The organism is Roseivivax lentus, assembly GCF_900156805.1.
In the GTDB taxonomy this organism is placed as follows: domain Bacteria; phylum Pseudomonadota; class Alphaproteobacteria; order Rhodobacterales; family Rhodobacteraceae; genus Roseivivax; species Roseivivax lentus.
This window is the reverse complement of the sequence record NZ_FTOQ01000003.1, coordinates 315171-327833: the sequence shown is the minus strand read 5'-3', so window position 1 is coordinate 327833 and position 12663 is coordinate 315171. Positions and strand designations below refer to the sequence as shown.

10 protein-coding genes are annotated in these 12663 nt (G+C 68.1%); 8 read left to right on the top strand and 2 right to left on the bottom strand.

All coding sequences use genetic code 11. The features are described 5' to 3' along the window. Nucleotides 1–107: 107 nt before the first annotated feature. The 4 genes from BW990_RS08485 to glmM all read left to right on the top strand — a co-directional run bounded on the left by BW990_RS08485 (nt 108) and on the right by glmM (nt 4356). On the top strand, nt 108–749 hold the full coding sequence (locus tag BW990_RS08485) for a cell wall hydrolase (protein WP_076446997.1): 642 nt from the start codon (nt 108–110) through the stop codon (nt 747–749). 274 nt (nt 750–1023) lie between these two features. Beyond that, nucleotides 1024–1956, top strand: coding sequence for a dihydroneopterin aldolase (locus tag BW990_RS08480; protein WP_076446995.1), 933 nt, complete (start codon nt 1024–1026; stop codon nt 1954–1956). 46 nt (nt 1957–2002) lie between these two features. After that, complete coding sequence (gene folP / locus BW990_RS08475) at nt 2003–3016, top strand: dihydropteroate synthase (RefSeq protein ID WP_076446992.1); 1014 nt, start codon at nt 2003–2005, stop codon at nt 3014–3016. Beyond that, a complete protein-coding gene (gene glmM / locus BW990_RS08470; protein ID WP_076446989.1) occupies nt 3013–4356 on the top strand; it encodes a phosphoglucosamine mutase in 1344 nt (447 codons plus the stop codon). Before folP ends, glmM begins: the two co-directional genes overlap by 4 nt. A 306-nt stretch (nt 4357–4662) precedes the next feature. Here glmM and proS read toward each other — a convergent pair whose 3' ends face one another. Then, nucleotides 4663–6003 (bottom strand): proline--tRNA ligase, encoded by a 1341-nt coding sequence (gene proS / locus BW990_RS08465; protein ID WP_076446986.1) that lies wholly within the window; start codon nt 6001–6003, stop codon nt 4663–4665. A 313-nt stretch (nt 6004–6316) separates the two neighbouring features. Here proS and BW990_RS08460 point away from each other — a divergent pair, with 313 nt between their 5' ends. From BW990_RS08460 to BW990_RS08445, 4 genes are all read left to right on the top strand, one after another. Beyond that, nucleotides 6317–7384: an AI-2E family transporter gene (locus BW990_RS08460; RefSeq protein WP_076446983.1), complete on the top strand. Its 1068-nt coding sequence runs from the start codon at nt 6317–6319 to the stop codon at nt 7382–7384. 3 nt (nt 7385–7387) lie between these two features. Then, nucleotides 7388–8113, top strand: coding sequence for a P-loop NTPase family protein (locus BW990_RS08455; RefSeq protein ID WP_076446981.1), 726 nt, complete (start codon nt 7388–7390; stop codon nt 8111–8113). 10 nt (nt 8114–8123) lie between these two features. Continuing rightward, entirely contained in the window at nt 8124–10298 is a 2175-nt protein-coding gene (locus BW990_RS08450; RefSeq protein WP_076446979.1) for an RNA degradosome polyphosphate kinase, read from the top strand. A 327-nt stretch (nt 10299–10625) separates the two neighbouring features. Then, complete coding sequence (locus tag BW990_RS08445; protein ID WP_076446976.1) at nt 10626–12176, top strand: Ppx/GppA family phosphatase; 1551 nt, start codon at nt 10626–10628, stop codon at nt 12174–12176. 96 nt (nt 12177–12272) lie between these two features. On the opposite strand, the gene BW990_RS08440 is transcribed toward BW990_RS08445, so the two are convergent. Next, nucleotides 12273–12650 (bottom strand): hypothetical protein, encoded by a 378-nt coding sequence (locus BW990_RS08440; RefSeq protein WP_076446973.1) that lies wholly within the window; start codon nt 12648–12650, stop codon nt 12273–12275. Nucleotides 12651–12663: the final 13 nt, after the last annotated feature.

Sequence of the window (12663 nt, the reverse complement as noted above, 5' to 3'; positions counted from 1 at the left end):
CCATCCGGCAAGGCCAAAACTGGACCTATTGACCATTTTTACCTACGACGCCGCGAACCTTGGCGGGACGTCTCTCGCCAATCCGAATGTAGTTAAGAGGTGTCCAGATGGGTCGCATTACGAAACTGGCATTGGCGCTGATACTCGCAGCGCTGCCGGTCCATGCCGAACTCAAAGAGACCAACATGAGCAAGGTGCTCAACCAGGAGGCGCGCAGCCTGAACGCTGCGGCAACCGCGCATCTGCAGCGGCTGGTGACGCCTGCACCCGAAAGCAGCATCAAAGGCATGCAGTTCAACAGTGCCTGGCTCGATGCGCAGCGCTACCGCACGGGCGGCGCGCAATGGCAGTGCCTGTCCGAGGCGCTTTACTTCGAAGCCCGCGGCGAGACGGTCAAGGGCCAGTTCGCCGTGGCCGAAGTGATCCTGAACCGGGTCGACAGCCCAAACTACCCCAGCACCGTCTGCGGCGTGGTCAATCAGGGCGCGTCCTCGGGCCGCAAATATGCCTGCCAGTTCAGCTATAACTGCGACGGCAATCCCGAAACGATCCATGAGCCCCGCGCGTTCCAGCGCGTCGGCAAGGTTGCCCGGCTGATGCTGGAAGGCGCGCCGCGGACCCTGACCGAGGGGGCCACGCATTACCACACGACCGCGGTCAGCCCGCGCTGGGCGCGCAAGTTCCCGATGACCGCGCAGATCGGGGTGCATCGTTTCTACAAGGAGCCGGTCCGCCTGTCCCAGCGCTGATCGCTCCGCCGCGCGTCGCCCCGATGATCGGCGATGCGCGCGCCCAGCCCTAGTCGTTTCTGCCGCCGTCGCGCCTGCGGATGACCTGCGGGATGCGCCGTGGTTGCCGTGGCGCTGCTCATGTGTGCCGGTCGTAACCGGCCAGACCTAGGCCCGCAACCAATCCCGGCTGTCGCAGAGCGACCCCGGGATGCCGTCTTTCGGTGGCCCTGTGCCCACAGGTCCGGTATGGCTGGCAGCGTCCCGCCCTGCCGCGACCAATCGGACCCTGCTTATGGCCACTGAAATCCGCCTTGCATTCTCGCATCCCGCCGAGCGCGCCATCGCCACCTCGGGCGACGATCCGCGCGACCGCATATCGCTGCGCGACCATATCCGCGAGGTCGAGATCGGCGCCTTCCAGGCCGAGCGTGGCACGACCCAGCGCATCTGCTTCAACGTGGTGGTCGAGGTGCGCCCCTTTGCCGGGCCCATCGACGACGACGTGGACCGCATCCTGTCCTATGACCGCGTGACCGAGGCGATCACCGCCGAGCTGGAAGCGGAGCGGCTCAATCTGCTCGAAACCCTGGCCGAACGCATTGCCGAACGCATCCTGCAGGAGCCGCAGGCCCTGCGCGCCTTCATTCGGATCGAGAAGCTCGACCGCGGTCCGGGCGCCCTCGGCGTCGAGATCGTCCGCTCGCGGCGCGAACTGGGCTCGCGGCTCGACGAACGCGCCGCCGAACGGCCGCATCCGCGCATCCTTTTCCTGTCGAACGCGGCCATCGCCGATCCGCGTCTGCCCGGCTGGATCGACCAGTGCCGGGCCGATGGCGCGCCGCTGATCCTTTGTGTCGGGCCGCATTCGCAGGCGCTGCCGCAGGCCGATCACGCCATGGTCCAGCGGCGGATCGACCTGCTGTCGATCGAGCAGAATTGCTGGATGCTGGCCGCGCGCGACAACCGCGCCAAGGTCGTCGCGACCCGCACCGAACTCGACTGGGCGATGAAGAACGGGCAGGTCTGCGTCTGGGCGCCCTCGAAGATGGTGCTGGACGCGACCCAGGGCCCGGGCATCCTGCCGCGCGACGCGACCGGGCTCGCCGCGTGGTTCGCGGGCCAGATGACCGCGCGCGAGCTGATCGTGGTGGATGCCGCGGCCCCCGAGGCCTGCCCGGTGCCCCTGCGGCTGAGCCCGCCCGCCGATCAGCTGATCGCGCCCTGAGCCACGGCCCTTGCCAAGCCGCGCGGGCAGTGGCAGGGCAGCGCCCATGCATGACGCCTGTTACCGCCCCATCCTCTGCGACGACCCGGCCCGGCCGGAGGGCGCGCTGCGCCTTGCCGGCGGCCCGCTCTGGTTCACACATGTGGCGCGGCTGACCCGTGGCCAAGCGCCCGAACGCCTGCCCGCCGAGGCGCTGCCCGAGACCTGCCGTGCCGCGTTGACGCGGCCCCGCGCGCCCATCGCGGGCGTCACGCTGGAGCGCCCACGCATCATGGGCATCCTCAACGCCACGCCCGACAGCTTTTCCGATGGCGGCGCCTTCGACCGCATCGACGCGGCGCGCGCACATGCCGCCGCCATGACCGATGCGGGCGCGGATTTCATCGATATCGGCGGGGAATCGACCCGGCCCGGCGCGCAGGAAATCGCCCCCGAAACCGAGGCCGCGCGCGTCCTGCCGCTGATCCGCGAACTGTCTGCCACGGGGCGCCCGGTGGTGTCGGTCGACACACGCAAAGCGGGTGTGGCGCGGGCCGCACTGGAGGCCGGGGCGCGGCTGCTCAACGATGTCTCGGGGCTCGATTTCGACGCCGGGATGGCGCCGCTCGCGGCAGAACGCGGCGCACCGATCTGCGTCATGCACAGCCAGGGCCGGCCCGAAACCATGCAGGACGCCCCGCGATACGACGATGTCACGCTCGATGTCTACGACCACCTCGCGGCGCGGATCGACCGGCTGACGGCGCTCGGCCTGCCGCGCGACCGGATCGTGATCGACCCCGGGATCGGCTTTGGCAAGACCGTCGGACACAACCTTGAGTTGTTGCGGAATCTCGCTGTTTTCCACGGTCTCGGCTGTCCCGTCTTGCTTGGCGTCTCGCGAAAGGGTTTTATCGGAGCCATCAGCGGGGAAACGGAGGCACGGCGCCGCGCGCCGGGCTCCATCGCGGCAGCCTTGGCCGGTATTTCGCAAGGCGCTCAAATTCTGAGGGTGCATGACGTGGCCGAGACCGCGCAGGCGCTCGCCCTGTGGGAAGCGATAAGGGGACAGCGTGCATGACACGGAAATTGTTCGGGACCGACGGCGTGCGCGGGACCGCGAATACCTACCCGATGACGGCGGAGCTCGCGCTCATGATCGGTGCGGCGGCGGGGCGCTACTTCCGCCGCGAACGCACCGGCGTGCACCGCGTAGTGATCGGCAAGGATACCCGCCGCTCGGGCTACATGTTCGAAAGCGCGCTCACCGCCGGGCTCTGCTCGACGGGGATGAACGTGATGTTGCTGGGCCCGGTGCCGACACCGGCGGTGGGCTTGCTGACGCCGTCGATGCGCGCCGATCTGGGCATCATGATCTCCGCCAGCCACAACCCGGCGGAGGATAACGGCATCAAGTTCTTCGGTCCCGACGGCTTCAAGCTGTCCGACGAGGCCGAGCGCGAGATAGAGGCGCTGGTCGAGGCGGGCGTCGCCCCGGCCCAGGCCGGCAATATCGGTCGGGCCAAGCGGATCGACGATGGCCGCTTCCGCTACCAGGAGCGGGTGAAATCGAGCTTCCCACAGGGCATGCGCCTCGACGGGATGAAGATCGTGATCGATTGCGCCAATGGCGCCGCCCACCGCGCCGCACCGGAGATCCTGTGGGAACTGGGCGCCGAGGTGATCGCGATGGGCATCTCGCCCGACGGGTACAACATCAATGACGGCTGCGGCTCCACGCAACCGCAGGCCGCTGCCGCGCGGGTGGTGGCCGAGGGCGCCGATCTCGGCATCTGCCTCGACGGCGATGCCGACCGGGTCGTGCTGATCGACGAGACCGGAGCGGTCGCCGATGGCGATCAGATCATGGCGCTGATGGCCGCCCGCTGGGCCGAGGAAGACCGCCTGCGCGGCGGCACGCTAGTGGCGACGGTCATGTCCAATCTCGGGCTCGAGCGCTTCCTGCAGGCGCGCGGTCTGACCCTGATGCGCACCGGTGTCGGCGACCGCTACGTGGTCGAGGCGATGCGCCGCGGCGGCTGGAACCTCGGCGGCGAGCAATCGGGCCATATCGTCATGACCGATTACGCCACCACCGGCGACGGCCTGATGGCGGCGCTGCAATTCCTGGCCGAGATGGTCCGCTCGGGCAAACCCGCGCAAGAGCTGGTGCATACCTTCGAAAAGGTGCCGCAGCTTCTCAAGAACGTGCGCTTCGCCCCCGGCGCCGCCCCGCTCGACCGCGCGCAGGTCAAGACCCGCATCCAGGAGGCGGAGGCCACGCTCGGCACCAAGGGCCGGCTGCTGATCCGAAAATCCGGCACCGAGCCGCTGATCCGCGTGATGGCGGAATGCGAGGACGAGGCGCTGCTGGCCCAGGTGGTCGACGGCGTCGTGGCGGAAATCGAAAGCGCCGCCTGAGGCGCGAGCCCCACCGCATCGACGGCGCGCCGCCCCGGTTGGCGCGCCGTCGTTACGGCCCAAGGCGGGTCCCGCAGGCACAGCCCGCGCGCGGCCTCTGTCCGAGGCACGCCCCCCTGCCCCTTCACCTTTCCCGAAAAACGCAACGCCGTCCGGGCCACGAGACCGACGCAGGCCGAAAGCGACGCATCGGAAACGGGCCCAAAAACACCAAAAAGACGCGCCGAAGGCGCGCCCTTTTCTCTTGGACCGCGCGGCCGCAGGCCGCGCGCGGGTCGCCCCGGGCGCAGCCCGGGGCGACATCCCTCACATGGCGCGGCCGTAGATCTGCGCGAGGCGCGTCACCGCCTGTTCCGGCGGCATCTCCTCGCTCTCGCCGGTGCGGCGCGAGGTCAGTTCCACCACCCCGTTCTTGAGCCCGCGCGGCCCCACGGTGATGCGCCAGGGCAGACCGATCAGGTCCATCGTGGCGAACTTCGCGCCCGCCCGCTCGTCGCGGTCGTCGTAAAGCGGCTCGAGCCCGAGCGTCATCAGGCTGTCGTAAAGTGCCTGGCAGGCCGCGTCCGCATCCGCGTCGCCCTGCTTGAGATTGACGATGCCCGCGTGGAACGGCGTCACGCCTTCGGGCCAGATGATGCCCTTGTCGTCGTGGCTGGCCTCGATGATCGCGCCGACGAGCCGCGAGACGCCGATGCCGTGCGAGCCCATATGCACGGGCACCCGGTTGCCGTCGTGATCGACCACCTTCGCGCCCATCGCGTCGGAATACTTGGTGCCGAAATAGAAGATCTGGCCCACTTCGATGCCGCGGGCCGAGCGGCGCCGGTCCTCGGGGATGGCGTCGAAAAGCGCCGCGTCATGGGTCTCGTCGGTGCGGGCATAGCGCGAGGTGAATTCCTCGAGCACCGACTGACACTGGGCCACATCGTCGTAATCGATCTGGCGGTCGCCGAATTTCAGATCGGTGATCTCGCTGTCGTAGAACACCTCCGACTCGCCGGTCTCGGCCAGCACCAGAAACTCATGCGTATCGTCGCCGCCGATGGGCCCCGAATCCGCGCGCATCGGAATGGCCTGCAGCCCCATGCGCTCATAGGTGCGCAGGTAGCTCACCAAGTGGCGGTTATAGGCGTGCAGCGCGTCGTCCTTCGTGAGGTCGAAATTGTAGCCGTCCTTCATCAGGAACTCGCGGCCGCGCATCACGCCGAAGCGCGGACGGCGCTCGTCCCGGAACTTCCACTGGATGTGATACAGCGTCAGCGGCAGGTCCTTGTAGGACGACACATGGGACCGGAAGATGTCGGTGATCATCTCCTCGTTGGTGGGTCCGTAGAGCATGTCGCGCTCGTGCCGGTCGGTGATGCGCAGCATCTCGGGGCCGTAGGCGTCGTAGCGCCCGCTCTCGCGCCAGAGATCGGCCGATTGCAGCGTCGGCATCAGCATCGGGATATGGCCCGCGCGGACCTGTTCCTCGTGCACGATGGTCTCGATGTTCTTCAGGACCTTGTAGCCGAGCGGCAGCCAGGAATAGATCCCCGCCGAGGCCTGCTTGATCATGCCCGCGCGCAGCATCAGCCGGTGCGAGACGATCTGCGCCTCGGCGGGCGTCTCTTTCAGGACCGGCAGGAAATATCGGCTCAGGCGCATGCGGCGCGCTCCTTCTCGTGCATAGGGCTCGCGCACGGGTGTATGAAAGGGCCGGGTCCGGCACAAGGGGCGCCGCCGCCCGCCGGAAGGAAAAGCCGCCGCACCCTGCATGCCTGGACGATGCCCCCGCAGGTGCCTGCAGGGCCGCGCACCGGACCGGCGGCCATCCCGTCGCAATACGAGTGGAAACCAGCCGTCCCTTCCGCTCCTTGCGCAGGACGATTGACATCGGCCCGCCCGCGCCACATGCCCGGGCCTTGCACCCGGTGCGGAAAACCCCGACATTCCTTCGGACACGTCGCGAGCGATCCTGATGAGCCTACCTGTCAAAGACCAGCTGAAATATTGGGGGATCGGCTTCGTGATCCTCTCGGTCGTGCTGTGGTTCCTGGGCGACGTGCTGCTGCCCTTCATCCTCGGCGCGGCCATCGCCTATTTCCTCGACCCCCTCGCCGACCGGCTGGAGAAAGCGGGCACGTCGCGGGCGCTGGCCACCGCGATCATCACCATCTGCGCGATCCTCATCTTCGTGCTGATGGCGCTCCTGGTGATCCCGACGCTGGTGCGCCAGACCGGGCAGCTCATCAACGTGGCGCCCGAGCTCATGCGCAACCTGCAGGAATTCCTGACCATGCGCTTTCCGGACCTGATGGCAGGCGACGGCGTCGTGCGCGACACGCTGCAGACCATCGGCCAGACCATTCGCGACAAGGGCGGCCAGCTTCTGCAGACCGCGCTCAGCTCGGCGGCGTCGCTGCTCAACGTCATCCTGCTCTTCGTCATCGTGCCCGTCGTGTCGGTCTACCTGCTGCTCGACTGGGACAACATGGTGGCCCGCGTCGACGACCTTCTGCCGCGCGAACATGTGGACACGATCCGCCACCTCGCCGCCGAGATCGACCACGTTCTGTCCTCCTTCGTGCGGGGCATGGGCACCGTGTCGCTGATCCTCGGGGTCTATTACGCGGTGGCGCTGATGCTCGTGGGGCTGCAATTCGGCCTCGTCGTCGGCGTGATCGCCGGGGTGCTGACCTTCATCCCCTATGTGGGCGCCATCGTCGGCGGCGTGCTGGCCATCGGGCTCGCGCTCTTTCAGTTCTGGGGCGACTGGATCTGGATCGCCGCGGTCTGGGCGATCTTCCAGTCCGGCCAGTTCATCGAGGGCAACTTCCTGACGCCGAAGCTGGTGGGCGACAGCGTCGGGCTGCACCCCGTCTGGCTGCTTCTGGGCATGTCGGTCTTCGGATCGCTGTTCGGCTTCGTGGGCCTTCTGGTGGCGGTGCCGGTCGCGGCGGCGATCGGCGTGATCGCGCGCTTCCTCGTGACCCGCTACAAGTCGAGCCGCCTCTATCGCGGCGACGCGGACAAGACCGGCACCTGACCCATGGCCGAGCAACTGCCCCTGAACCTGCCCGCCCGCACGGCGCTGGGCCGAGAGGACTTCTTCGTCACCGAGGCCAACGCGCTGGCGCTGGCCGAGATCGACCAATGGCATTCCTGGCCCGCGGGCAAGCTTGTCCTCGTGGGCCCGCCAGGGGCGGGCAAGACGCATCTCACGCATGTCTGGGCCGCCGAGAGCGGCGCGCGCATCCTGCCCGCGACAGACCTGCCCGAGGCCGACATCCTCGCCCTCACGACCGCGCCCATCGCGGTGGAGGATGCCGAGCGGATCGCCGGCGACCGGGCCGCCGAGGAGGCGCTGTTCCACCTGCACAACCTCGCGCTGGCCGAACGTCAGCCGCTGCTGCTGACCGCCGCCCCGCCGCCTGCGCGCTGGCCGCTGATCCTGCCCGACCTTGCCAGCCGGATGCAGGCCAGCCCGCTGGCGCGGCTCGGCCCGCCCGACGACATGCTGCTCTCGGCGGTGCTGGCCAAGCTGTTCATGGACCGCCAGATCGCGCCCGCGCCCAACGTCATCGCCTATCTGACCCACCACATGCCGCGCTCTTTCGAGATGGCGCGCCGGGTGGTCGACGCGCTCGATGCGCGCTCGCTCGGATTGCGGCGCCGCGTCACAAGGCCCCTTGCCATCGAGGTGCTGAACGCGTTGACTCGGGGGCATGCAGAAACCGATCCGAGACGACACGACAGCGTTACAGAACGCCCCTAGGGAACCCGGCATGAGCAATGCCGATTTCCTCAAGGCGCCGCGCCCGACGCCCTGCACCATCGAGGGCTTCGATCCGGACAGCCCCGCGCGCTTCTTCAACCGCGAGCTCAGCTGGCTGGGCTTCAACTGGCGCGTGCTGGAAGAGGCCGAGAACCCCAAGGTCCCGCTTCTGGAGCGGGTGCGCTTCCTGTCGATCTCGGCGTCGAATCTCGACGAGTTCTACACCGTGCGCGTCGCGGGCCTGCGCGAACTGGCCCAGGCGGGCAACACCACGCCCGCCGCGGACGGCCTCACCCCCGCCCAGCAGCTGGTGAAGATCAACGAGGATGCGCGCAACCTGATGGCGCGCCAGCAGAAGGTGCTGCAGACCCTGCGCGAGATGATGGAGGACGAGGGCATCTCGATCCTGTCGGCGCACCGGATCACCGAGGACGACCGCCGCGCGCTGCGCCAGACCTTCCTCGACACGATCTTCCCGGTCCTTTCGCCGCTGGCCATCGACCCCGCGCATCCCTTCCCGTTCATCGCCAATATGGGCTATTGCCTCGCGATCGAGCTGCAACGGAACCGCGACGGCAACGTGCTGAAGGCGCTGCTGCCGATCCCCAGCCAGATCGACCGCTTCGTGCGGCTGCCCGCCGAGGGCGACCGGCACCGCTTCTGCTTCGTCGAGGACGTGCTGCTTCTGCATATCGACAGCCTGTTCCCGGGCTACAGCGTCAAGGATCACTTCGGCTTCCGGGTGCTGCGCGACAGCGACCTCGAGGTCGAGGAAGAGGCCGAGGACCTGGTGCGGGAATTCGAGGTGGCGCTGAAGCGCCGCCGCCGGGGCGAGGTGGTGCGGCTGACCGTGTCGCCCGGCGCGCCTGCGGGGCTCAAGGATATCGTGATGCGCGAGCTTGGCGTGCGCGAGGACGAGACCATCGAGCTCGAGGGCATGATCGGCGTCGCCGATACCAGCGAGCTGGTGCTGAACGCGCGGCCCGACCTGCTCTGGCCGGTCTTCACCCCGCGCGTGCCCGAGCGCGTGCAGGACCATGACGGCGACATGTTCGCGGCGATCCGCCAGAAGGACATGCTGCTGCACCACCCCTACGAGACCTTCGACATGGTGGTGCGGTTCCTGAACCAGGCCGCGCGCGACCCCAACGTCGTGGCGATCAAGAACACGCTCTACCGCACCTCGAAGAACTCCCCCATCGTCGAGGCGCTCTGCGAGGCGGCCGAGGACGGCAAGTCGGTCACGGCGCTGGTGGAGCTGAAGGCGCGCTTCGACGAGGCCGCCAATATCCGCCAGTCGCGCCGGCTGGAGCGGTCGGGCGCCCACGTGGTTTACGGCTTTCTGGACTGGAAGACCCATGCCAAGATCGCCACCGTGGTGCGCCGCGAGGGCGACAAGCTGGTGACCTACACCCATTGGGGGACCGGCAATTACCATCCCATCACCGCGAAGATCTACACCGATCTGAGCTTTTTCACCTGCGACCCGGCGCTGGGGCGCGATGCCGCCAAGGTCTTCAACTACCTCTCGGGATACGCCAATCCCGAAGGGCTCGAGAACCTGTCGCTGTCGCCGCATTCGCTGAAGCCGAAGCTTCTGGAACTGATCGAGGGCGAGATCGAGCACGCCCGGGCCGGACGACCCGCGCAGATCTGGGCCAAGATGAACTCGCTGATCGAGGCGGACATGATCGACGCGCTCTACCGCGCGAGCCAGGCGGGCGTGCAGATCGACCTCATCGTGCGCGGCATCTGCGGCCTGCGGCCTGGCGTGAAGGGCCTGTCGGAGAACATCCGCGTGAAATCCATCGTCGGCCGCTTTCTGGAGCACAGCCGCATCGCGTGTTTCGGCAACGGCTACGGCCTGCCGCACGAGAAGGCGCGGGTCTTCATCTCGTCCGCGGACTGGATGGGGCGGAACCTCAACCGGCGGGTCGAGACCCTGCTCGAGATCATGAACCCCACCGTGAAAGCGCAGATCGTGAGCCAGATCATCGCCGCGAACCTCGCCGACGTGGCGCAGAGCTGGGTCATGCAGCCCGACGGGCGCTTCCTGCGCGCCGAGGTGGAGGACGGGGGCTTCGCCTTCAACTGTCACCGCTTCTTCATGGAGAACCCGTCGCTCTCGGGCCGCGGCTCGGCCGGGGCGGGCGATGTTCCAGTGCTCACTCATCGGCGGGATTGACGCGACCGGGGTTCGCTCCGGCTTCTCCGAGACGGATGGCTGCGGCTGCCCCGGCAGGGATCGTCATTGCCCGCTCGGGGTGGGATCGCCAATGCAATTGCCGCCGTGCTGGTCCGGCTTCACGAGGGCGCCCTGTGGGCGCCTGCGCAGTTTCTTTGCGGCTGCAACCCGGCCGATCAGATGCCCCCTGCATCCGGCCTGAACGCGGCAAGACCGGGCACGCCATGCCTCCCCGTCTCGGCGCCCCCCGCGTCCTCCCGTCCGGTTGACCTCCGCACCCCCGTGCCGCACTGTCCCCGCGACGCGAACGACAAGCCAGGCGCCACCATGGATGGAACGACCGAACCCACCAATCCCGACTGGGAGCCGTTCGGCCGACCGCTCTTTGCCGATCCCGATATCCGCGCGCTGAGCCGCGTGGGCGTCGTGGATATCGGCTCGAACTCGGTCCGGCTGGTGGTCTTCGACGGCGCGGCGCGTTCGCCCGCCTATTTCTACAACGAAAAGATCATGTGCGCCCTCGGCAAGGGGCTGGGCGAGACCGGCAAGCTCAATCCAGAAGGCCGGGCGCGGGCGCTGAAGGCGATCCACCGCTTCCAGCTACTCGCCCGCGGCATGGGCACCGAGCTCTCGGCCGTGGCCACCGCCGCCGTGCGTTCGGCAGAGGATGGCGCGGATTTCTGCGCCGAGGTGAAGCGCGAGACCGGCCTCGACATCTACGTGATCGACGGCGAGGAGGAGGCGCGTCTTTCGGCGCAGGGCGTGCTGCTGGGCTGGCCGGGCTCCTACGGGCTCGTCTGCGATATCGGCGGCTCGTCGATGGAGCTTGCGGAGATCTCGGGCGGACAGGTCGGGCGCCGGGTCACCTCGGACCTCGGGCCGCTGAAGCTGATCGACATCAAGGGCGGCAAGAAGGGCCGCGAGGCGGTCATCAAGGAAACGATGAAAAAGCTCGAGGCAGTCATGGGCAGCCAACGCGACCGGCTGTTCCTCGTGGGCGGCTCATGGCGCGCGATCGCGCGGATCGACATGGAGCGGCGCAACTACCCGCTGCACGTTCTGCATGAGTACCGCATGGATGCGAGTGCCGTGCGCGACACCGCGAAATTCATCGCCCAGCACGATCTGGAGGAATTGCGCCAGCGGGTCGGCATCTCGGATGCACGCATGTCGCTGGTGCCCTATGCGGCCGAGGTCCTGCGCCGGCTCGTGCAGACCTTCCGGCCCAAGGATATCGCCATCTCCTCCTACGGCATCCGCGAGGGCATGCTGTTCGAGCAGATGCCGCAGAAGCTGCGCGACCGCGATCCGCTGATCGAGGCCTGCCGCCATGCGGAGGCCAAGGATGCGCGGCTGCCGGGCTACGGCAAGCGCCTGTTCCAGTTCGTGGAGCCGCTGTTCGCCGGCGCGCGGCCCGCCAAGCTGCGCCTCGTCAAGGCCGCCTGCCTGCTGCATGACGTGAGCTGGCGCGCCCACCCGGATTACCGCGCCGAGACCGTCTTCGACAATGCCACGCGCGCCAATCTCGGCGGGCTGAAACACGAGGAACGGGTCTTCCTGGGGCTGGCGCTGCTGCACCGCTACCGCAACAAGCGCGAGGGTACGCGGTTCGAGGCGATGGCCTCGATCCTGTCGGATGCCGAGATCCAGGATGCCGAGGTGCTGGGCAAGGCGCTGCGCTTCGGCGCGATGCTGTGGATGTCGGAGAAGACCCGCGGCGCCTGGTTCGAGTGGCGCCCGCGCAAGCGGCAATTGACGCTGCGCCTGTCCGAGGAGGCCGCGCCGCTTTACGGCGAGGTGGCCGAAGCGCGGTTCCAGAGCCTCGTGAAATCCTTGGGGGCGGAAGCCGAGGTGAAGGTCGTCACGTCGGCGGACTAGGCACGGCGCGGGGCGCAGACCGGGGTCACGCCCGACCCGATGGGGCTGGCATGCGCCCGTGCCGGGCAGGTTCGATCCGCGGGGCTGCGCGCTGCGCTAAAGCTCGACGCCGCCACCGTCCTCGAATTGCGGCTCCATCTCCTCGGGCGTCTTCTTGCGGATGATGATGTCGCCGTTATCCAGCATCTCGGGGGGATGGTAGGACGACCAATCCTCGACCTCGGCCATCAGCTCGCGCAGCGCGGGCCCCATCTCGTCGGCGAAGGCGCGCATGGCGGGTTCGAATTCCTCCATCAGGCGCTGCAATTCGGTCAGGGCCGGTTCGGCCTCCTGACGCAGCCCGTCGAAGAACAGCGACAGGCCCCGCTCCATCAGCGAGAGGCCGCGCTCTTCCTCGGCCTCCTGCGCGGCGGCGGGGGTCAGGGCGAGGCACAGGGCCACGGCCAGCACGGGTATAGGTGCGATCTGTCTCATGATCCATATATAA